Here is a 21,065-nt window from a genome sequence, read left to right on the forward strand (position 1 = left end):
ACAAGCAATCGTTACCATACCTTTGTAGCGAATTAAAACGATTACAACCCAAAATCACAAAACATCTTGAGGTACTTTATACAATTAGCCTATAACGGAACTGCTTATCACGGTTGGCAATACCAACCCAACGCCAGTTCTGTACAAGAAACGCTGAACAAAGCCCTTTCGGTGCTTTTGAATACTACAGTCAATATTATGGGTGCTGGTAGGACTGATACTGGCGTACATGCCAGCCAAATGTATGCTCATTTTGATAGTGAAAAAGAACTTGACACAGAAACCTTGGTACACAAACTCAATTCATATTTACCAAAAGATATCGCCATATTTGACATTATCCCCGTAAGCGATGAAGCGCATTCCCGATTTGATGCTACCAAACGCACTTACGAATACCATATCAATACTATAAAAAATCCTTTTCTAGAAGGATTGAGTTGGTATTACCACCAAGATTTGGATGTAGCCTTAATGAATGAAGCTGCTAAATTATTGTTAAATCATACCGACTTTCAGTGCTTTTCGAAAGTCAATACCGACGTAAATACATTTGATTGCACTATATTTGACGCAGTTTGGAGAAAGGAAAAAGATAGTTTGATTTTTACCATTTCGGCCAATCGTTTTTTGAGAAACATGGTGCGTTCTATTGTAGGAACATTAGTCAATGTGGGATTGCATAAAATCACTTTGGTTGATTTTGAAAACATCATAAAAAGCAAAAACAGAGAAAAAGCAGGTTTTTCGGTTCCAGCACATGGTTTGTACTTAACCGAAATTACTTATGAATACCTAAAATAGCCCCGATAGTAGTGGAAATCCTTTTTTGTTTTTCCTTTAAAAACAAAAAAGATTGCAGCGAATAGCGGGAAATAGCTCCTAAACATGAAAGCAAAAGCATTCGATACTCGATTATTCAAAAGAATTTTAAAATATACAAAACCCTATCAATTACGATTTAATGGGGTCATTGCCTTTGCCATTTCCTTATCGGTTTTTGCAGCTTTACGTCCGTATTTGTTAAAGCAAACAGTCGATGGATACATCAAAACCCATGACCAACAAGGTTTACTTTTGTATGTTTCTTTGATGGGAATTGTATTGCTTCTAGAAGTTTTCTCGCAATTCTATTTTGTGTTTTGGGCCAATTGGTTGGGACAAGATATTGTGAAAGACATCCGAATTAAATTGTTTGCACATTTGCTCAGTTTTAGGATGAAATACTTTGATTTGGTTCCTGTTGGACAAGTCGTAACCCGTTGTGTATCGGATATTGAAGCCATCGCACGTATTTTTAGTCAAGGACTTTTCATGATTATTAGTGATTTGATGAAAATGCTTGTGGTGCTTATTTTTATGTTCTATATGAACTGGAAACTCACTTGGATTGTCATTGTAGCCATGCCGGTTTTGGTCTTTTTCACGCGTATTTTTCAAAAGAAAATGCAAGTGGCTTTTGAGGAAGTACGAACCCAAATTGCGAATATGAATACTTTCGTTCAAGAACGCGTAACGGGAATGAAAATCGTTCAGTTGTTCAATCGTGAAGATATTGAGTTTGATAAATTCAAAAACATTAACGACAAACATAGAAAAGCTTGGATAAAAACAATTTTATACAACTCCATTTTCTTCCCTATTGCTGATATTATCTCGTCGTTGACTTTGGGATTTATCGTTTTGTATGGTGGAATCAAAATATTGAATGGTGACAACTTTACCACATTTGGAGATTTGTTTTCTTACACTATGTTTATCGGAATGCTATTCAATCCCTTGCGCCAAATCGCGGATAAATTCAACGAAATGCAATTGGGAATGATTGCAGCCAATCGTGTGTTTGATATTTTGGATACCGAAGACCAAATTCAGGATACTGGAACCGTAGAAGCTCCTATTTTTGAAGGAAACATCCTTTTCAAAGACGTTCGTTTTGGTTACATTCCGGATGAAGAAGTAATCAAAGGCATTGATTTAGAAGTTAGTGCAGGACAAACCATTGCCATTGTGGGGTCTACAGGCGCAGGAAAATCGACTATAATTAATTTATTGAATCGTTTTTATGAGATTAACAGCGGTTTCATTTACATAGACCATCACAATATTGAAAATTATACTTTAAGTTCACTGCGTAAACAAATAGCGGTAGTGCTTCAGGATGTGTTTTTGTTCGCCGATACTATTTACAACAACATTACCCTTAATAATCCAGAAATTACAAGAGAGGAAGTAATAGCTGCTGCCAAAAAAATTGGAGTACATGACTTTATAATGAGTTTGCCTGATGATTACGATTTTGATGTAAAAGAACGCGGGGTTATGCTTTCGTCTGGTCAGCGTCAATTGATTGCTTTTTTACGTGCTTTTGTGTCAAATCCAAGTATTTTGATTTTGGATGAAGCCACTTCTTCTATCGATACCTATTCTGAAGAATTAATTCAGCGCGCCACCGAAACCATTACACAAGGCAGAACTTCAATTGTGATTGCGCACCGTTTGGCTACGATTGTAAACGCTGACAAAATTGTGGTTATGGACAAAGGCTTAATTGTAGAACAAGGAACCCATCAGGAATTAATCAATCAGGAAAAAGGCTTTTATAAAAACCTATACGATTCGCAGTTTTCGATAGCGAATTAATTATTATATTCACATAATTAATTCTAATATAGTTAAATGAAAAAACTCGGACTTGGTTTCATGATGCTATTATTCTATTCCTGCATCCCAATGCGAACTGCCCCAAAAATTGAGGGTGATAAAATTGTACAAGCCAAAAAATTCAAAAAAGACCTTCCAAATTGCTACGGGTTTATTTTTGAAGACAAAAAAAAGGCTGATGAATTTTACAACTTTATCAATACCAAATACAATTTAAAGCACAGCAATGTAGATTCAAATGTTCCAATTGTCATTGACAACAAGACTTTTTATATGTCTTTTTTTGAAAGAGAAAGAGTCTCAAAAACGCTGAATTTAATTCCAATTGCCGTTGATGCCGGTTTACAAAGCAAAGGGAATAATCCCCTCTTTGAGGACAATTACACTTCTAGAAAAGGGTTTTGGTACATCGTTATTTCGGTTAGGGATAAAGAAATCAAGGACTGTCTCGACCCAAATTATCCCGAACAAGCAATTGTTACCAAACATTTAAAAAAACTTAGAGACGAGTATTTTTCGACCACAAATTATGTTGAAGCCTATTTAAAAATGAAATGATTGAGCTGGTGCAAACACCATTGCTAATAAACTTATAAAACGGTTAATTTTTTTTAAAATAAATCCTTAATTTTGCTGCAATAAATCAATTAAGAAAACAATACAATGAAATACGATATTATAGTTTTAGGAAGTGGTCCTGGAGGTTATGTTACAGCCATTAGAGCTTCACAATTAGGTTTTAAAGTTGCTGTTGTAGAAAAAGAAAACCTTGGTGGCGTTTGCTTGAACTGGGGATGTATCCCAACCAAAGCCTTACTAAAATCAGCACAAGTTTTTGATTATTTAAAACATGCTTCTGACTATGGATTAACTGTAAAAGAATTTGACAAAGATTTTGGTGCTGTAGTTAACCGTAGCCGTAGTGTAGCTGACGGAATGAGCAAAGGAGTTCAGTTCTTAATGAAAAAAAATAAAATTGACGTTATTGACGGATTTGGAAAGCTGAAAGCTGGAAAAAAACTTGATGTTACTGATAAAGATGGAAAAGTAACTGAATATAGCGCTGACCATATTATCATTGCTACAGGTGCTCGTTCTCGTGAATTACCTAACTTACCACAAGATGGTGTAAAAGTAATTGGTTACAGACAAGCGATGACTTTACCAACTCAGCCTAAATCTATGATTATTGTAGGTTCTGGAGCAATTGGAGTAGAGTTTGCACATTTCTACAACTCAATGGGAACAGAGGTTACTATTGTAGAATTTATGCCAAATATTGTTCCTGTAGAAGACGAAGACATTTCTAAACAAATGGAACGTTCTATGAAAAAAGCAGGAGTAAAAATCATGACTAACTCTTCTGTAGAGAGAATCGATACTGCTGGTGCTGGTGTAAAAGCCTATGTAAAAACGGCTAAAGGTGAAGAAGTTTTAGAAGCAGATATTTTATTATCAGCTGTTGGAATCAAAACCAACATCGAAAATATTGGATTGGAAGAAGTAGGTATTGCTACTGATAGAGATAAAATTTTAGTGAACGCTTACAATGCTACTAACATTCCTGGTTACTACGCTATTGGAGATGTAACTCCTGGCCAAGCTTTGGCACACGTTGCTTCTGCTGAAGGAATCAACTGTGTTGAAAAAATTGCAGGTCTTCACGTAGAACCAATCGATTACGGAAATGTACCAGGTTGTACTTATGCAACGCCTGAAATTGCTTCTGTTGGTTTGACAGAAAAACAAGCCAAAGAAAAAGGATATGAATTGAAAATTGGTAAATTCCCATTCTCTGCTTCTGGAAAAGCAAAAGCTTCTGGAGCTGCAGATGGTTTTGTGAAAGTAATTTTCGATGCTAAATACGGCGAATGGTTAGGATGCCATATGATTGGAGCTGGTGTTACGGATATGATTGCTGAAGCAGTTGTAGCTCGTAAACTAGAAACTACAGGACACGAAATCTTAAAAGCTATCCACCCTCACCCAACTATGAGTGAAGCAGTTATGGAAGCTGTTGCTGATGCTTATGGCGAAGTAATTCACTTGTAACATTTTGTTTTAAATCTTCTTAAGTAGATTAGAGATAAATATAGAATCCGTTTTGTATTGAACAAAACGGATTTTTTTATTTAATTTCATTTTATCATAGAATTAACGGTTAGCTATTTGTTAAATACAATTTATTCTATAAATTTACTAGGATTTAAAATTTAAAAATACAACTATGAATTATAACAACATACTCGAAACGATTGGCAACACGCCTCAAGTAAAAATCAACAAACTTTTTGGAGATAAAGCATCCGTTTGGATAAAATTAGAACGCGCCAATCCTGGGGCTAGTATCAAAGACCGTATTGCTTTAGCCATGATTGAAGATGCAGAAGCAAAAGGAATTTTACAAAAAGGCAGCACCATCATCGAGGCTACTTCTGGTAATACAGGAATTGGCTTGGCTATGGTTGCCGCAGTAAAAGGATACCGACTTATTTTGGTTATGCCAGAATCCATGTCCATAGAAAGACGTCGCTTAATGAGTATCTATGGTGCAGAATTTGTATTGACACCACGCGAAAAAGGAATGAAAGGCGCCATCGAAAAAGCGCAAGAACTAGTAAACGAAATCCCAAACTCTTGGTCACCACTACAATTTGAAAACCCAGCAAATATTGAGGTGCACAAGCAAAAAACAGCCCAAGAAATTATCAACGCCTTTCCAAACGGAATTGACTACCTCATCACTGGAGTGGGCACTGGTGGACATATTACAGGTTGTACAGAAATCCTAAAACAACACTTTCCTAACCTAAAAGTATTTGCGGTAGAACCAGAAGCTTCTCCTGTAATTAGTGGAGGTGCTCCAAGTCCACATCCAATTCAAGGGATTGGTGCTGGTTTTATACCCATCAATTTACAAACCGAATTACTTGACGGCACCATACAAGTTAGCAAAGATGAGGCATTTGCTTATGCACAAAGAGCCGCTAAAGAAGAAGGAATCCTTTTAGGTATTTCATCTGGTGCCTCTTTAGCCGCTGTAGCTAAAAAACTAAACGAAATCCCAAAAGGCGCAACCGTTCTCACTTTTTGCTATGATACTGGCGAACGTTATTTGAGCATCGAAGGCTTGTTCGAATAAGATAAAATTATATAAAACAAAAAACCTGACAACTTCACAATTGTCAGGTTTTGTATTTTAGAAGAGAGAACCTTAAACGCCTTTCAACGCCTCAATCAACAAATCTAAATCTTCTTGAGTGGATAAATGACTGAACGATATTCGCAAACTTGGTTTTTTCAAATCATCTTCAGAGAGCATTTCAGCCAATACATGCGACGGCTTCACACTTCCCGACTGGCAAGCACTTCCTCTTGAAACAAAAATCCCTTTCATATCCAAATAAAACAAAATCATGGCTGTTTTATCCGCTGAAAAAGGCAATTGTACATTCAAAATCGGATAAAAAGTAGCAACTCCATTTTCTTTAACTCCAGGAAAATGCAGCGCTAATTGTCCCAAACAATACTGTTTTAGAGCACTGATTTGCTGCTGTTCTGCTTCTAAATTAGTATAAGAAATTTCCAAAGCCTTTGCCATTCCAGCAATTTGATGAATTGCTTCCGTTCCAGAACGCAGTCCTTTTTCTTGTTCTCCACCAAAAAACAAAGGCTGCAAACCCGAATTTTTTCGAATAAAAGCAAAACCAACGCCTTTCGGTCCATGAAATTTATGGGCACTGCTCACTATAAAATCTACAGGCACTTTTTGCAAATCCAAAATCGCTTTTCCTACAGATTGCACCGTGTCCGAGTGAAACAACGCATTATGCTCTTGACAAATTTGTGACACGCGTTCCAAATCCAAAACCACACCCGTTTCGTTGTTCACATGCATCAAGCTCACGAGTGTTTTCTCCGTAGATTCAGAAAGTAAACTCACTAAATGCGTCAAATCAAGAACACCATCAGCCGAATTTTCTACATATTCCACTTGAAGACCAAACTCCTTTTGCAATTCCAAAATAGGATACAAAACCGCATGATGTTCCATTTTGCTCGAAATAAATCGCCTCACTTTCAAATCCTTCACTGCAGAACGCAAAATCCAATTATTGGCCTCTGTCCCACCCGATGTAAACAAAATCTCTTGCGCCGTAGCATTCAAAGCCTTGGCAATGCTCTTTCTAGACAGTTCCAAAATACTTTTGGCGTGACGCCCCAAACTATGCGTAGACGACGGATTTCCGTAATCTTGCGCCATATAATCCACCATCACCTGAATCACTTCGGGACGCATCGCAGTTGTAGAAGCATTGTCGAGATATACTTTTTTCATAATTAAATACTATTCATTTTTATTTGGGCGTGCCCCGCCAGATACTTCGACAAGCTCAGTAGTCGGGTCGGGCATCCGTTCCCGCTTTTTTTAGAGCCAAAAAAGTCTCTAAAAAAGAGCTCCACTTCTACCCTCACGTAAACCCTGCAAAACCAAACGTTCTTTAGGCAACCAATCGTTTTTCTTTCGATTTTTTCAATAGTTCCAAAATCACTTTCTTATTAAAAATCACAACAGAAATCAAAATCAGTACATACGAAAAGAGCTGAATTCCATTTATTTTCTCTTTGAAATACAACAAAGCAATTGCAAAATTAATCATTGGATTGATATACATCAAAATTCCAACTGTCGCAGAGGAAATTCCTTTTAATGCAAACAAATTTAAAAATAAAGGAATAATCGTAAAAAAGACCACAATACATAACAAACAACCATAAAACAAAGGTGTTGTAGGCAGTGGACCGCTATAAATTGGATAAAATGGCAGTATCAACAGCGCAATAAAAAGCAACTGCACATTGAGCGCCAATAGTTTATCCATTTGATTATTTTTTCGTTGACTTACCAAATAGAGCGCATAAGTTGCCGCAACCACTAGGCTATAAAAAATATCATGTAAATCATTCATTGACAACAACAAACAACTCACAACACTCAATGAAACAGCAAACCATTGCGTCTTTGAAAGTGTCTCCTTTAAAAGAAAAAAGGCAAAAACGGTCGTCAATATCGGGCAAATCAAGTAAGCCAAGGAACCTGCCTTCACACTAACGTGATTGACAACAAAAATAAAAATAAACCAATTCGAAGCCAATATCAAACTTCCTCCTAATGTCAACCACAAAATGGTTTTCTTAACTTTTGGCTCAAAATTTTGAAAAAGAGCCCAATTCTCTCGAATCACGCTTTTTCTAAAAACAACATTCAAAAGCGTCAAAAGTACAACACTCAAAAAAACACGGTAAAAAAGAATGTCCAAAGAAGGAAAATCGGCAATAGGTTTCAGTGCCAAGCTGAAAAATCCCCATATAAAAAAAGCAGAAAATGCAGCAAGATAAAATTTAGTTTGTTTCATTTGGTTTAAATAGGACCGCAAAGGTACTAATTTCATTTGGCTTGTTTTTCCATCAAAAACAAATTGGCTACATTAACAAGATTTTAAAATAGAGAATGAAACGGATACCAATTAAAAATTCTATTTTTGCTTAAAATAAAATAAAGAAATGAAACGATTTTTAGGAATACTATTTTTAATAGTAATGATTAGTAGTTGCGACGATGGCGATCTTTTTTTGGAAGATATTAATTTTGACAAAGCAACAGTAGCTAAATGTTCCAAAAATGATATTATATACAAACTAAATGAAAAGGAAGCTTTATTGTTAGAACTTCCAGGAGTTATTTTTCCTAGTGAAACCAAAACACAAGAAATTACTATTGGAGGAAGCATTAGAGTTGTCTATCGTTTTTTTAACGGAACCGTAAATACGGATAACATTTGTGAAACCATTCCGCCAGCCACACCAATTGTAGTTGACCAATGGACTGCGAATGCTGGTGGAAAAATTATAATTACTAGTACTCCAATAAAAAGTACAGATGCCACAACTAACAGTACTAAAATCACGGGTTACAACCATAATATTGTGCTTAAAAACATCACTTTTCAAAAAACAAATGGCACACAAGTATATGATGAGTTTCGTTTTGGTGATTATAAGACAACTGCAAATACAATTCCATTTGCATTTACCAAAACTTTAGGGCAGTGTGCTACGTCTAAACAAGTATATAATTTCATCAATAGTGAGGCGTTAACCTTAAACAACCTCGAAGCAGGATTGATTAAAAATGAAATAACACCACTAAATGCGCCAAGAACAGCCTTGATTGGTAGTACAACTAATTCACTTATTTATAGATCGTATACTGGTCTTTTGTCAGAAAATTATTTTTGTACTACCCCTACACCCGTAACACCAACACTTTTTCAAGAATGGAAAGCCGCTGCTGGTGTAGCTAATAGTGAAGGAATAATCGAAGTGACTACCACAACTTTTGGTACTGGATTCAAACATACCATTGTCCTTAAAAAAGCAAAAATGGTAAGAGGAAGTGATGATTTTTTATTGGGAGACAATTATATCTATGGAGAATTAATCACAAATTAATCCTTCATTTTTTCAAACACAAAAAAGGTCAATTCTAGTGGAATTGACCTTTTTTGTGTTTTTTAGTTATTTACTATTCTGTTTAAAATAAACTTCGGTAGCACCTAAACCATATTTTTGATAATTGGCATCTTGAAACGAGACATTATCATAACGTCCTAATAGAAAATCCAACTCGGCTTTGAGGACTCCTTCTCCAACACCGTGAATGAAAACGATTTTTGGGATTCTATTTCTAATAGCAAATTCGATATGGCGCTTGGCTGTATCTGCTTGCAAAGTCAGAATGTCATAATTAGACATGCCGCGTTTGTTAGGGACTAATTTTTCAATATGTAAATCAAATTCAGGGACGCCAACTTCCTTTTTTTCTTTGCGTTCTTTTACAAAACTTCTAGGAGCTGGAATCGTTTTTTCTTTGATAATTTCATCTACATTGATTCTTCTAATAGCATCCATTAAGTTGCTGGTTTCATTAATTTTAAGCAATTCATTTGCTCCAAAATTCATTACAAAACCATCTTCGGTTTCAATTGTGATTTGGGTACCATTTACTGCTACAACAACACCATTAATATCATCGTCTAAAACAGACACTTTATCTCCTTTATTCCACATCCTTTTCTTCTTTATCTTGATTTTTACTTGGCGTTTTGGCACTTAATCGCATCATGCCGTACATGAAAACAATCAAAGCCATAACCATCAAATACACATTTTTCTCTGGTTTACTTTGTTCATATAAGGCTATTCCAATGGCTATTGCCATAATCAAAATCATCAATTGCTTCATTTCAAAAAATTTCAAGTTCCAAAAATAAGAAATAAAAAACGGGTGGACCGATTATTAAAAAAGGAATCAGCTTTTTTTGTAAAATTGTATCAAATTAAAAGCAATGCATCTAGAAAAATATATGATTCCTTGTTTGAGTAAAACACTTTTTGGTGTAGAATGTTTGGGCTGTGGGTTTCAACGCGCTTTACTTTTACTACTAAAAGGAGAATGGAGTGCTGCTTTTGTAATGTACCCTGCGGTATACTCTATGCTTGTAATGTTTTTTGGTATTCTTTTATTTTACACCACAAAAAAAACAGTAACAACCAAAAATATATTGACAATTCTAATCACCATTAATCTTGTTTTTGTGATTGGCGGCTATATCTATAAGCATTTTTAATACCGAATTACATCTTTATTCGGCTCAAAATATCATTCATCATTTCGATTTGCACTTTTTGAATTTCGATTAACTCATGTTGTTGATGCTGGATTAGATGGTCTAATTTATCATGTAGCATTCTGACTTCTAATTCAGATTTTAGATTGATCATGTAGTCTTTTTTGGCACGCTCTCGATCTTTTTCTTCTTGACGATTCTGACTCATCATAATCACAGGAGCTTGCAAAGCAGCCAAACAAGACAAGATTAAATTCAATAAAATAAACGGATAAGGATCAAACCCTTTATTAAGGTAAATAAATGTATTAAGACAAATCCAAAGCAAAATAAAAATTCCAAAACAGATAATAAAAGTCCAACTTCCTCCAAAAGTAGCCACTTTATCTGCTACAATCTGACCAAAAGTTCTCGTTTCAATCTCGTCTTCCACTTCAGACACCAAAGAAGTATCTTCCTTGAGAGAACCAATAACATGTTGCTCCAAATGATTCAATTCTCCAATTTCAGCCAAAAGATAATTTGAAATGTATTTTTCTCTATAAAAATTTAATTCAGAAATTGCGATATATTGTTCACTTGAAAAATCCGGATGATCCGCTTTTATAAGACCTAAAATGGGATTTTGTATAGCATGACCTGAAATGCGTTCGTTGAGAGAAAACTCAATATTGGAGAGATCGCTTTTGAAAGTAGGATGATTTTTCATGATTCTGATTGATTGTAACTCGTTTTGTTCAAAGCAAATTTACAAGATTAGTTGAAGTAACTTCTTTAAAAACAAAAAAACAACTTCCCTATACAATCTATCAAAAAAATAGACTAAAGTTACATTTATTGTTTTCAAAAATAAGGCTATCTCTAAAAAACACCTTACTTTTACGGCTTCGAATTCATTTTATAATTTTAGTATTGTGTCCAAAAATCAAATCATTCAAAATATACGTTCACACAAGAGTCATTTGACCATCAATTATAGCATAAAAACAAAAACGGAGGCTTTTACTGAAAAGCTTTTTTACACCCTTTTTGATTCGAATGCCCCTTTAGACCAAAGCATTGATGAATTAGAACTTCAATTCAAAGAAATTGCTAAAATTGCCTGCAAGAAAACAGAAGATCTATGTGAATGTGCTTGGGATAATTTTCTTGAAAAATTACCTTTGGTACTAGAACAGCTCATTCAAGATGCAGCCTATATCCTTAAAAATGATCCTGCTTCGAACAGTATTGAAGAAGTATATTTAGCTTACCCTGGCTTCTATGCCATTGCCATTTATCGATTAAGTCACGAATTATATTTACTGGATTTATTGCTTTTTTCAAGATTAATGAGTGAATATGCGCATCGAATCACGGGTACAGACATTCATGCTGGCGCAACGATAGCTTCACCTTTTTTTATTGATCACGCCACCGGAATTGTAATTGGTGAAACCACAGTTATCGAAGAAAATGTCAAAATATACCAAGGAGTTACTTTGGGGGCACTAAGTGTGAGTAAGGAAATGAAAAATGCCAAACGCCATCCAACGGTTGAAAAAAACGTCTGCATTTATGCTAATGCCACTATTCTTGGAGGCGAAACGATTATTGGAGAAAATAGCATAGTCGGAGGAAATTCATGGGTTACCAAATCCATTCCTGCCGATTCTACTGTATTAAACACAACAACAACTGAGGTTAAGATAAAAGAAAAACGATAATGAAACCACAAAAGTTAGTCGATCTTATTGGAAACACTCCATTAGTAATCAGTCAACATCTAGTTCAAAATCCTAATGTAAAATTGCTGCTAAAACTCGAAGGAAACAATCCTGGAGGAAGTGTAAAAGACCGTGCAGCCTATAATATGATTAAATCGGCAATTGAACGAGGCGATATCAAAAAAGGCGATAAATTAATCGAAGCTACTAGTGGAAACACAGGCATTGCATTGGCGATGATTGCACAATTATTCAACATCGAAATAGAATTGGTTTTACCTGAAGATTCTACCATAGAACGCACACAAACCATGAGAGCTTATGGAGCCACTGTAATTTTGACTCCTGCAAGTACTGGCATCATTGGTTCAAGAGATTATGCCGACAAAAAAGTAGCCGAAGGCGGTTATATCATGCTTAACCAATTCGCCAATGACGACAACTGGAAAGCCCATTACAAAACCACAGGGCCAGAAATCTGGGAAGATACAGAAGGATCCGTAACTCATTTTGTATCTGCAATGGGGACAACGGGAACTATTATTGGTACTTCGACCTATTTGAAAGAAAAAAATCCTTCGATTCAAATTGTTGGTGCACAACCTAGTGATGGCTCTCAAATTCCAGGTATTCGCAAATGGCCACAAGAATATTTGCCTAAAATTTTTGATGCTTCAAAAGTCGATACCGTTATAGAAGTAACAGAAAAAGAAGCTAGAGCTATGACTCAACGTTTAGCCAAAGAAGAAGGCATTTTTGCTGGAATGAGCAGCGGTGGTTCAGTAGCTGCTGCTGTAAAAATTGCTGAGACATTGGATTCTGGGGTTATCGTGGCGATTATCTGTGATCGTGGCGATCGTTATTTGTCGTCAGATTTGTTTGAATAATTTTTTAAATCGACTCTAGTTCTTATTTTTGTGGGACACAATTCATCAGCAACACTTACATCAAATTTGATTGGTCACTGAATCAAATTATAGATTCCATAGCATGATCTTAAAAAAAACAACGGCACTTCTAATCATATTAGTTAGTTCAATAACAGTAGCCCAAGAAAATATTTCAACCACTAAAAACAACTATAACTTTATTGGCGTGGGTTATACCATTGGTCAAACTATGCGTCCACTAAGTATTTATCCAGAAACAAAAAATCAACAAGGTATAGACATAACATTGGGCACGACAACCTTTGAAAAAGACAGTTGGGCCAAACTACTGAACTATCCAAAAACGGGTATTTTGCTTTCCTATGCAGATTTTGGAAATCAAGAAAAAGTTGGTTATGGCATTACGCTAATGCCTTTCTTCGATTTTGGCATTCTGAATAAAGTCACTAATAGAATCCGCTTTCAAGTAGGTTTGGGCGGTTCCTACAATAATCTCATCTATGATAAAGTGAACAATCCTGGCAACCATGCCATCTCTACGCACTTTACTTGGGCTTTTCGCTCCTTTTTATACTATGATTTGGTACATCGCAAAGACTTCAATCTTAAAATTGGTACTGGACTTACCCACTTTTCTAATGGTCACACCCGCTGGCCTAATCTGGGCTTAAATTCCTATTTAGCTACTATCAAAACCGAATTTAATTTTACCAAAAATACTTTGCCCTTACCAGAAGAAACTACTGAAATTGGTTCGTCTGAGACACAAACCTACTATACTACTCGATTTGGTTTTGGACAAAAAACATTATATAGAAATTACAATTCCCTTAAAAATGTGTATACCGCTTCTTTTGGAATAGGTCGCATAAAGAACAGAACGTTCAAATATGGGCTAAGCTTTTATTATAGATTTTATGAAGATTACTATGACTACATCAAAGAAAAAGATAGCATAATAACGACTCATTTCCCAAAATTGGCAAACCATCCTTATCAAAACGCAACTGCTTTTGGAATATTTAGCAATTGTGAAATTTTAATAAATCATTTCAGTGTTGAAGCAGCATTAGGAATCAATCTTTACAAACCAGCTTACAAATTAGATTGGTATGTAAACAACGGAAGTTTTACCGAATCAGGCTACATTGCTGAAGAGTTTGGCACCCAAGCAAAAATAAAAAAATACATTTCTTCACGTTTAGGCTTACGCTATTATGCTATTACTGCCAAAAAAGCACCTCAACACAATGTATTTATTGCCGCCAACATCAATGCAAACTTAGGACAAGCTGATTTTTCTGAACTGAGTTTTGGATATGTATATAGTCCCAAATCGAAAAATAAATAATTTTCTCAGGACATTTATGAGAATTATAGTAGTGATTCAACACGCGATTAGGAACTTAATTATGGTTCATCAAATTCAACAAAAAGCAGCCCAATTTTCACTTTAAGCAATCGCAACCATCTGTTGCAGTACAACTGTTAGTATTTTTATTCTACAATTGCACAGGTAATTTCATAGGGCTCTTCTGGGAAACCATATAAAATCATCTTTTGTTTGTCTACATATTTTATGGGAACTAGTTTGTCAAGATAACTGTCTGTATAAAGTGAAACAAATAGCGTTTCATTTAGTTTTTCAAGTACAATTTTACTTCCTTCTTTATTCAAACGTTTATTTAATTCTTGTATAGATGGTGAATCCAAAACCTCATTGAACTTAAGATTCATTTTTTCTCCATTCCAATTAAACTCAAACTTTAAATTCTGAATTTCAGTTTCTGATAATTCAGTTTCTGTTGCTATAAGTTTTTCGTAATCATTTTCGAAGATACAATCTTCAGTTGTAGACTTTTCGTCGCTAAAAAAATTGTGAATTTTTCCAATTCTAAATATTCTAATCCGATTTTGATTTATAAATTCATATTTTATTTCACTCAGCTTTTCATTTCTGTATACGCTTTTAACTAGACAGATTTTATCCATTTTTTCAACAAAAAAATGATCAATGACATCTTCATCAATCTGAATAATTTCCGATTTCCCGTAATCATCTGGAGTTTTAATATAAAGCCAATTTTCGTTCATCTGTTCTTCTGTAAAAAAGTTGGTAACTCTAATCTTTATTTAGGATTAAAATCTATCATCCATTCAATTCCGAATTGGCCACGAAACATACCGAAAAGTATTCCCCATGGACTTTCATCCATTGGCACTTCAACCTTTCCTCCTGCTGAAAGTCCGTTGAAAATATGATATGCTTCTTCTTTACTAGCGGCACTAATCATAATTTTACTTCGATTTTCGTTTTCATTTACTTGTCCCAAAACCTCTGGAACATCACTTCCCATGAGCAAATTCGAGTCACCAATTGGTAATGCGATATGCATAATTTTATGCGCTTCATAATCTGCTATGGGATTTTCTTCAGAAGCAATGTCTTTGAAACGCGTTAAATTGGTAAATGCACCACCAAAAATCGATTGATAAAACAAAAAAGCGGCTTCGGCATTGCCGTTAAAATGAATATAAGGATTTATTTTTGCCATGTTTACAGGTTTAAAAAGTGAGTATTTGAATTAAGCATCGGGAATATTAGGTTTTACCAACCGTTTTAGTTTCTCTAGCGATTCTTGCCAACCTAAATAACACATTTCTGTCGGAATGGCCTCAGGAATCCCTTCTTGCGTAATCCAAAGTTGTGTACCGCATAAAACCGTTTCAAACTGAATTGTAGTAATTATTTGTCCTGGTAAATTGGGATCATCAAAGACATCGGTATATTTCAATCGTTCATTAGGTAATATTTCTAGGTATTCTCCTCCAAACGAATGACTACTGCCTGTCGTAAAATTGGTAAACGACATTCGATAAGTTCCTCCAACTTTGGCTTCCAAATGATTGACTTTGCAGACAAAACCATAAGGAGGTAACCAAGAAGCCATTGCATCTGCCTCGACAAATGCTCGAAATACTTTTGCTACTGGGGCCGCAAAAACACGATGTAGCTGAACAGTGTTTGTTGTCATCTTTTTTGTTTTTATACTCAAATGTAAGCAATAAAAATCTATTTTTTTTTAAGACAAAAAAATCAAACCTGAAAAATTCCATTTATACTTTAGCCATAGCAATCTGCTTATCAGGAATTCTTTTCACTGCATGCAAATCGAATACAGAAAAAGAGGCAGATGCAACCGAAAAAGTAATTGATGCTAATGAAAACTTAGATGCTGTTAACGAAGACATCAATGATGACGAAGCAAAAAAAGCCAACGATATGGAGTGGCAAACGTACAAAGAAGAAGTAAATACTAGCGTTGCTGCCAACGAAGTTCGCATTGCTGAATTGAAAGCCGCTTTGAAAAAACCAGGCAAAACTTTTGATGCCAACTATTCTAAAAGCATTCAATCTTTAGAAGATAGAAATACTTCTTTGAAAATGAAAATCAAAAATTACGAAAACAATCAAACGGATTGGGATTCTTTTTAACGAGAAGTAGATTCGGATATGACTGAATTAGGAAATGCATTCAAAGACTTAACGGTCAAAAACAAAAAGTAAATGTCTAGAAAATAGAAGTTATTAAAATGAAAAAAGCAAAGGGTACATTCTTTGCTTTTTTTATTTAGATTTTACCGTAATACATGGCTTTAACAATACCATCTGAAAGTCCAATTTTTGGCACATAAATTTGTCTTGCCCCACTCCATTTCATGGCATTCAAATAAATACGTGTTGCAGGTACAATTACGTCGGCGCGGTCTGGATTCAAACCCAATTGGGAAATACGTTGTTCGTAAGTTAAAGCACTCAAATAGGCATATTGAGAGTTAATATAGATATAAGACAACGGTTTATCTTGTTGTTTACCAGACATTTTGAACAACTTATTGATGTTTCCGCCAGAACCAATCAAAGTAACTTCATCATAATCAGCCGTGTTGACTTTAATCCATTTCTCAATTTCTTCCCAAACTACATCATGAACCATTTCATTGAGTAAACGAACTGTCCCTGCTTTGAATGAACGCGAATTGACCATTTTTCCATTAGAAAATAAAGTAAATTCGGTACTTCCACCGCCAACATCTACAAAAAGATAGGTTTCTTCGGTTTTTAATAAATGATGTAAATCTGTTGAAGCAATAATAGCGGCTTCTTTTTTGCCATCAATGATTTCTATTTTAATATCGGATTTTTTCTTGATCAATGCCACTACTTCTTTGGCGTTATAGGCCTCACGCATGGCCGAAGTAGCAAAAGCTTTATAACATTCTACTTTGTGCACCTTCATTAAAAGATTAAATGCCTTCATAGCATCGCACATACGCTCTATATTCTCGGGAGAAATTTCCCCAACAGTAAAAGCGTCTTGCCCTAAACGAATAGGAACACGAACCAAGGAACTCTTACTGAATTGTGTTTCTTTTCCTTCTTGCTCAACAATATTAGCAATCAATAAACGCATCGCATTCGATCCGATATCAATAGCTGCATATTTTTTTATTTTAATCATATCTTCCTTCATTCATTTGTACCAACACAATTCAAAAAATTATGCTTCTTCAGTAATTACTTCAAGTTTGTTTTGATAATATTTATAGGTTTCTATTTGAGCTCTAAATTGAGGCGCTCCATTTGGTTTTCGGTATTGATTGTCCAATTCTTGCGAATGAAAACGCGCTTTAACATTTCCTTTCCATCCCAAATCAAAATGATCCATTAATTCATTTTTAATATCTTGATCATAAATAGGACACGTTACTTCTACCCTTGCATCGAGATTTCGAGTCATAAAATCAGCCGAAGAAATATAAACTTCTGGAATTCCTGCGTTACCAAAAATATAGACTCTAGAATGTTCCAAATAATTATCTACAATACTTATTGCTTCAATATTTTCACTCAGTCCGGGAATTCCCGGAATTAAAGAACAAATACCTCTTACTTCTAATTGAATTTTGACACCGGCTTTGCTGGCTTGATAGAGTTTATCAATCATTTCAAAGTCAGATAAACTATTCATTTTTAATTTAATATAAGTCTTTCTTCCAGCTAAAGCATGTGTGATTTCGCGATCAATTAATTTGACAAATCGACTTCTAGTGTAGTGAGGCGAAACAATCAAGTGCTTGTAACGATGAACCCTGTAATTCACATCAAAGAAATCAAAAATTTTATTGATGTCTTTTAGAATTTGTTGATGACTGGTAAAAAGTGTAACATCTGTGTACACTTTGGCTGTCGATTCATTAAAGTTTCCTGTTGAAACAAAACCATATCTTTTTACCTTATCTTTTTCTTGTCTTTCTATCACACAAATTTTGCTATGCACTTTTAAACCTTTGATACCAAATATTAATTCTATGCCTTCTGTTTTCATTTGCTCGGCATACGAGATATTAGAAGCCTCATCAAATCTAGCTTGCAACTCGATTTGAACGGTAACTTTTTTTCCATTTTTAGCTGCATTTATCAAAGAGCTAATGATTTGAGAATTCTTTGCTAAGCGATATAAAGTGATCTTGATGGAAAGCACTTTTGGGTCCAATGCTGCTTCTCTTAAAAACTTTGTCAAATAAGAAAACGATTGATAGGGCGCGTTCAACAAATAATCTTTTTCACTTATTTTTTCAAGCATGCTTCCTTCGAGGCTCAATCCTGGAATAGGCAACGGAACGTTAGATTGATACAATAAATCAAATCGCCCTAAATTTGGAAAATCCATATAGTCTCTTCTATTATGATAGCGTCCTCCAGGAATAATACTATCTGTAGAAACAATATGCATTTTATCTAAAAAGAAAGTAAGTGTGTCCTCTTCGATTTCTTGGTCGTAAATAAAACGAACGGGTTCACCAATTCGTCTGTCTTTTACACTCAAAGCAATTTTCTCGATCATACTTTTACTCAAATCGCTATCTATATCTAAAGATGCGTCTCTAGTAATTTTGATCATGTGCGCCGAAATGCTTTGATAATCGAAAATATTAAAAATGCTACTTAAATTTTGACGAATGACATCATCTAAGAGAATAACATATTTTTTTTCGATATTTGACGGCAATACTACAAATCGGTTGATTGTTTTTGGAATTTCGATGACGGCATAACGTACTTCATTTTCTTTTTTCATGACTAATTTTACCGCCAAATAACCATAAGTATCTTTTAACAAAGGGAATTCGGCTAGGTCATTCAAAATAATGGTCACTAATTCAGGACTTACTCTTTGAATGAAAAAATCTTTCAAGTAGTTTTCCTGATCCTTATCTAAATCATTCTCGTTGATAATATAGATGTTCTCTTTTTGTAATTGATTTTCAATATCATTCAAAATATTCAAACTTTCTGATTGATGTTCAATTACAATTTCGGTAATTTCTTTGACTAATTGTTGTGCCGAAACACCGCCCAAATATTTCTCGCCAGAAATACCAGAAAGGCTTAATCTACGAATGGCTGCAAAGCGTACTCTAAAAAATTCATCTAAATTATTCGAAAAAATACCTAAAAAACGAAGTCTATCTAATAAAGGAACCGAATCATCGGCTGCTTCTTGCAATACTCGGGCATTAAAGGCTAGCCAACTTTTTTCTCTATCAATATATCTTTGTATCAAAATTTTATTTATTTATTTTAAATCTTTAGGGACTATAATTTTTAATGTTTTACCTTTTTGTATTGCCCCCCAATCCTCTACGTCAAATTGCAAAGAAACAAATCCAGATGTAGGGACATTTTCAATAAAAACATCCCCAAATTTATTAACAAAATTTGTAATTGCACCATTATGTCCAAAAAGAATTACATTATCAAAATCATTTTTACATGATTTGATAACTTTAGCCAATTGGTTTTCATCGAAAGTATACAAATCTTCTTTGTAAATAATACTTTCAATAGGATACGATAAATTTTGAGCAAAAATCAACGCTGTTTGTGAAGCACGTTCAGCCACACTACTCCAAAATAAATATGTTTTAGGCAAATATTTTGAAACATAACTAGACACTAAATGTGCCGCTTGCAGACCGTTTTTAGACAAAGGTCTATCTCTATCATTCAATGGAGCTTCCCAACTTGATTTTGCATGACGAACTAAGATTAAATTTTTCATGGTATTTAGGTTTATTTAGTTCTACTTCTCTTTCGTTTGAGGTTTTTTTAATATTAATAACCATCAAAGAACATTTTAGAGCATTAATTTACGACTATTTTCTTTTAGTCCTCAATGATTCAAATATAAATTAACAATTGTTTAATTTTTATTTGATAAGAACTCATAAATAGATGAATTCGAATCAAAAAAATGAAAATTTAATTAAATTTCTATCTACTTGATTTTGAATTAAATAAGAAATTATACGTAGGTATTAATTTATTAAAAAATCAAAACAGTAGCAAAAAATCAAATAATTATGACAAAAAAATGCGCTTCAACGATTTTTTAGGTTGTTGATAGAGAAAAAAAAGGGAATATTTTCTTTGTATCTAATTTTGATACGGTTAATCAATACATAAAACTTCTATAAAAAAATAATTTACAATGAAACTAATCATGCCTAAAAGAAAAATAAACCAACCTATTACCCCAAAGAATTCAAACTTCAAAAAAACCTCATTTTCCATCTTAGTTTCAATTACTCTTCTTTTTTCCTTAAGTAACTATGGACAAGAAATTATTGAATTAAAAAAATATATAAGTCAGTCAAAATTATCAGTAAACCCATCAACAGTTGCAGAATCCAAACACTTAAATGACTTAATTTCTGATTTGAATTCTTCTGTAATTATTAAAAAAGGAAATTTGAATACCTATTCAAATGCACCATTTATTAGAGCGGTTATTGATTCCTATTCTATAAATAAAATCCCTTCATCTACTACATATTTTAACAACGTAGAACTTCTTATTATTAGAATTGAAAAACCTGAAGATCTATCCATTTCAATAGACGAGTCAATCATTAATCAGTTCCCTAAACTAAAATATGTCTATTTCCTCTGTACCTACAATTGTACTTTCTCACAAATTGAAAACCTTGTTAAGTATAAAAACACAACAATAAAGTTTTTGTATTCAATTTCTATTCCCTCATAAAAA

General features: G+C 34.3%; 23 protein-coding genes. 12 read left to right on the forward strand and 11 right to left on the reverse strand.

Annotated elements, in window-relative coordinates; genetic code table 11:
• Positions 1–66 precede the first annotated feature (66 nt).
• From truA to cysK, 5 genes are all read left to right on the forward strand, one after another.
• On the forward strand, positions 67–804 hold the full coding sequence (gene truA / locus O9307_RS10450; protein WP_298298760.1) for a tRNA pseudouridine(38-40) synthase TruA: 738 nt from the start codon (positions 67–69) through the stop codon (positions 802–804).
• A gap of 84 nt (positions 805–888) precedes the next feature.
• A complete protein-coding gene (locus tag O9307_RS10455; protein WP_298298762.1) occupies positions 889–2,643 on the forward strand; it encodes an ABC transporter ATP-binding protein in 1,755 nt (584 codons plus the stop codon).
• Positions 2,644–2,679: 36 nt separating this feature from the next.
• Entirely contained in the window at positions 2,680–3,222 is a 543-nt protein-coding gene (locus O9307_RS10460; protein ID WP_298298765.1) for a hypothetical protein, read from the forward strand.
• 105 nt (positions 3,223–3,327) lie between these two features.
• Positions 3,328–4,716 carry a dihydrolipoyl dehydrogenase gene (gene lpdA, locus O9307_RS10465; RefSeq protein ID WP_298298768.1) on the forward strand — a complete coding sequence of 463 codons (1,389 nt, stop codon included), beginning with the start codon at positions 3,328–3,330 and terminating at the stop codon, positions 4,714–4,716.
• Positions 4,717–4,891: 175 nt separating this feature from the next.
• Complete coding sequence (gene cysK / locus O9307_RS10470) at positions 4,892–5,806, forward strand: cysteine synthase A (protein WP_298298771.1); 915 nt, start codon at positions 4,892–4,894, stop codon at positions 5,804–5,806.
• Between the two features lie 72 nt (positions 5,807–5,878).
• On the opposite strand, the gene O9307_RS10475 is transcribed toward cysK, so the two are convergent.
• Together O9307_RS10475 and O9307_RS10480 are read right to left on the reverse strand one after the other, a co-directional pair.
• Entirely contained in the window at positions 5,879–7,003 is a 1,125-nt protein-coding gene (locus tag O9307_RS10475) for a cysteine desulfurase family protein (RefSeq protein ID WP_298298774.1), read from the reverse strand.
• A gap of 163 nt (positions 7,004–7,166) precedes the next feature.
• Positions 7,167–8,117 (reverse strand): EamA family transporter, encoded by a 951-nt coding sequence (locus O9307_RS10480; protein ID WP_298298777.1) that lies wholly within the window; start codon positions 8,115–8,117, stop codon positions 7,167–7,169.
• A gap of 112 nt (positions 8,118–8,229) precedes the next feature.
• Here O9307_RS10480 and O9307_RS10485 point away from each other — a divergent pair, with 112 nt between their 5' ends.
• Entirely contained in the window at positions 8,230–9,177 is a 948-nt protein-coding gene (locus O9307_RS10485) for a hypothetical protein (protein WP_298298780.1), read from the forward strand.
• A 66-nt stretch (positions 9,178–9,243) separates the two neighbouring features.
• Here O9307_RS10485 and O9307_RS10490 read toward each other — a convergent pair whose 3' ends face one another.
• Both O9307_RS10490 and O9307_RS10495 read right to left on the reverse strand, forming a co-directional pair.
• Positions 9,244–9,795, reverse strand: coding sequence for a Smr/MutS family protein (locus O9307_RS10490; protein WP_298298782.1), 552 nt, complete (start codon positions 9,793–9,795; stop codon positions 9,244–9,246).
• Positions 9,785–9,970 carry a hypothetical protein gene (locus O9307_RS10495; protein ID WP_298298784.1) on the reverse strand — a complete coding sequence of 62 codons (186 nt, stop codon included), beginning with the start codon at positions 9,968–9,970 and terminating at the stop codon, positions 9,785–9,787. The genes O9307_RS10490 and O9307_RS10495 overlap by 11 nt, the downstream gene beginning before the upstream one ends.
• A gap of 103 nt (positions 9,971–10,073) precedes the next feature.
• On the opposite strand from O9307_RS10495, the gene O9307_RS10500 reads away from it, so the two are divergent.
• Complete coding sequence (locus O9307_RS10500; protein WP_298298786.1) at positions 10,074–10,355, forward strand: DUF2752 domain-containing protein; 282 nt, start codon at positions 10,074–10,076, stop codon at positions 10,353–10,355.
• Between the two features lie 7 nt (positions 10,356–10,362).
• Here the strand turns inward: O9307_RS10500 and O9307_RS10505 are convergent, their stop codons facing one another.
• Positions 10,363–11,064: a DUF1003 domain-containing protein gene (locus tag O9307_RS10505; RefSeq protein WP_298298788.1), complete on the reverse strand. Its 702-nt coding sequence runs from the start codon at positions 11,062–11,064 to the stop codon at positions 10,363–10,365.
• Positions 11,065–11,269: 205 nt separating this feature from the next.
• Here O9307_RS10505 and epsC point away from each other — a divergent pair, with 205 nt between their 5' ends.
• From epsC to O9307_RS10520, 3 genes are all read left to right on the forward strand, one after another.
• The gene (gene epsC, locus O9307_RS10510) at positions 11,270–12,061 is read left to right on the forward strand and encodes a serine O-acetyltransferase EpsC (RefSeq protein WP_298298791.1); all 792 of its coding nucleotides are present in this window, start codon (positions 11,270–11,272) and stop codon (positions 12,059–12,061) included.
• A complete protein-coding gene (cysM, locus tag O9307_RS10515) occupies positions 12,061–12,948 on the forward strand; it encodes a cysteine synthase CysM (RefSeq protein WP_298298794.1) in 888 nt (295 codons plus the stop codon). Before epsC ends, cysM begins: the two co-directional genes overlap by 1 nt.
• Before the next feature lie 103 nt (positions 12,949–13,051).
• Positions 13,052–14,302: an acyloxyacyl hydrolase gene (locus tag O9307_RS10520; protein WP_298298797.1), complete on the forward strand. Its 1,251-nt coding sequence runs from the start codon at positions 13,052–13,054 to the stop codon at positions 14,300–14,302.
• A 146-nt stretch (positions 14,303–14,448) separates the two neighbouring features.
• Here O9307_RS10520 and O9307_RS10525 read toward each other — a convergent pair whose 3' ends face one another.
• Genes O9307_RS10525 through O9307_RS10535 form a run of 3 tightly spaced genes read right to left on the reverse strand, consistent with a single transcriptional unit; the run spans position 14,449 to position 15,986 of the window.
• Complete coding sequence (locus O9307_RS10525) at positions 14,449–15,045, reverse strand: hypothetical protein (protein ID WP_298298800.1); 597 nt, start codon at positions 15,043–15,045, stop codon at positions 14,449–14,451.
• A 35-nt stretch (positions 15,046–15,080) separates the two neighbouring features.
• On the reverse strand, positions 15,081–15,506 hold the full coding sequence (locus O9307_RS10530; RefSeq protein WP_298298803.1) for a VOC family protein: 426 nt from the start codon (positions 15,504–15,506) through the stop codon (positions 15,081–15,083).
• Between the two features lie 30 nt (positions 15,507–15,536).
• Complete coding sequence (locus tag O9307_RS10535; protein ID WP_298298805.1) at positions 15,537–15,986, reverse strand: SRPBCC family protein; 450 nt, start codon at positions 15,984–15,986, stop codon at positions 15,537–15,539.
• A gap of 5 nt (positions 15,987–15,991) precedes the next feature.
• On the opposite strand from O9307_RS10535, the gene O9307_RS10540 reads away from it, so the two are divergent.
• Positions 15,992–16,447 carry a hypothetical protein gene (locus O9307_RS10540; RefSeq protein ID WP_298298808.1) on the forward strand — a complete coding sequence of 152 codons (456 nt, stop codon included), beginning with the start codon at positions 15,992–15,994 and terminating at the stop codon, positions 16,445–16,447.
• A 136-nt stretch (positions 16,448–16,583) separates the two neighbouring features.
• Here O9307_RS10540 and O9307_RS10545 read toward each other — a convergent pair whose 3' ends face one another.
• From O9307_RS10545 to O9307_RS10555, 3 genes are read right to left on the reverse strand one after another with little or no spacing between them, the layout of a single operon-like run.
• Positions 16,584–17,474, reverse strand: a complete 891-nt coding sequence (locus O9307_RS10545; RefSeq protein ID WP_298298811.1) for a rod shape-determining protein — start codon at positions 17,472–17,474, stop codon at positions 16,584–16,586.
• Positions 17,475–17,513: 39 nt separating this feature from the next.
• A complete protein-coding gene (gene ppk1 / locus O9307_RS10550) occupies positions 17,514–19,583 on the reverse strand; it encodes a polyphosphate kinase 1 (protein ID WP_298298826.1) in 2,070 nt (689 codons plus the stop codon).
• A gap of 9 nt (positions 19,584–19,592) precedes the next feature.
• Positions 19,593–20,078: a histidine phosphatase family protein gene (locus O9307_RS10555; RefSeq protein WP_298298814.1), complete on the reverse strand. Its 486-nt coding sequence runs from the start codon at positions 20,076–20,078 to the stop codon at positions 19,593–19,595.
• A 429-nt stretch (positions 20,079–20,507) separates the two neighbouring features.
• On the opposite strand from O9307_RS10555, the gene O9307_RS10560 reads away from it, so the two are divergent.
• Entirely contained in the window at positions 20,508–21,062 is a 555-nt protein-coding gene (locus O9307_RS10560) for a hypothetical protein (RefSeq protein WP_298298817.1), read from the forward strand.
• Positions 21,063–21,065: the final 3 nt, after the last annotated feature.

This window comes from Flavobacterium sp., assembly GCF_027531905.1.
GTDB lineage: Bacteria > Bacteroidota > Bacteroidia > Flavobacteriales > Flavobacteriaceae > Flavobacterium.

Bases quoted from the DNA above. Each gene is read 5' to 3' on its own strand.
- O9307_RS10455 (WP_298298762.1), top strand. From the start codon at position 889: ATGAAAGCAAAAGCATTCGATACTCGATTATTCAAAAGAATTTTAAAA.
- O9307_RS10460 (WP_298298765.1), top strand. From the start codon at position 2,680: ATGAAAAAACTCGGACTTGGTTTCATGATGCTATTATTCTATTCCTGC.
- lpdA (WP_298298768.1), top strand. From the start codon at position 3,328: ATGAAATACGATATTATAGTTTTAGGAAGTGGTCCTGGAGGTTATGTT.
- cysK (WP_298298771.1), top strand. From the start codon at position 4,892: ATGAATTATAACAACATACTCGAAACGATTGGCAACACGCCTCAAGTA.
- O9307_RS10475 (WP_298298774.1), bottom strand. From the start codon at position 7,003: ATGAAAAAAGTATATCTCGACAATGCTTCTACAACTGCGATGCGTCCC.
- O9307_RS10480 (WP_298298777.1), bottom strand. From the start codon at position 8,117: ATGAAATTAGTACCTTTGCGGTCCTATTTAAACCAAATGAAACAAACT.
- O9307_RS10485 (WP_298298780.1), top strand. From the start codon at position 8,230: ATGAAACGATTTTTAGGAATACTATTTTTAATAGTAATGATTAGTAGT.
- O9307_RS10490 (WP_298298782.1), bottom strand. From the start codon at position 9,795: ATGTGGAATAAAGGAGATAAAGTGTCTGTTTTAGACGATGATATTAAT.
- O9307_RS10495 (WP_298298784.1), bottom strand. From the start codon at position 9,970: ATGAAGCAATTGATGATTTTGATTATGGCAATAGCCATTGGAATAGCC.
- O9307_RS10500 (WP_298298786.1), top strand. From the start codon at position 10,074: ATGCATCTAGAAAAATATATGATTCCTTGTTTGAGTAAAACACTTTTT.
- O9307_RS10505 (WP_298298788.1), bottom strand. From the start codon at position 11,064: ATGAAAAATCATCCTACTTTCAAAAGCGATCTCTCCAATATTGAGTTT.
- cysM (WP_298298794.1), top strand. From the start codon at position 12,061: ATGAAACCACAAAAGTTAGTCGATCTTATTGGAAACACTCCATTAGTA.
- O9307_RS10520 (WP_298298797.1), top strand. From the start codon at position 13,052: ATGATCTTAAAAAAAACAACGGCACTTCTAATCATATTAGTTAGTTCA.
- O9307_RS10525 (WP_298298800.1), bottom strand. From the start codon at position 15,045: ATGAACGAAAATTGGCTTTATATTAAAACTCCAGATGATTACGGGAAA.
- O9307_RS10530 (WP_298298803.1), bottom strand. From the start codon at position 15,506: ATGGCAAAAATAAATCCTTATATTCATTTTAACGGCAATGCCGAAGCC.
- O9307_RS10535 (WP_298298805.1), bottom strand. From the start codon at position 15,986: ATGACAACAAACACTGTTCAGCTACATCGTGTTTTTGCGGCCCCAGTA.
- O9307_RS10545 (WP_298298811.1), bottom strand. From the start codon at position 17,474: ATGATTAAAATAAAAAAATATGCAGCTATTGATATCGGATCGAATGCG.
- O9307_RS10555 (WP_298298814.1), bottom strand. From the start codon at position 20,078: ATGAAAAATTTAATCTTAGTTCGTCATGCAAAATCAAGTTGGGAAGCT.
- O9307_RS10560 (WP_298298817.1), top strand. From the start codon at position 20,508: ATGAAACTAATCATGCCTAAAAGAAAAATAAACCAACCTATTACCCCA.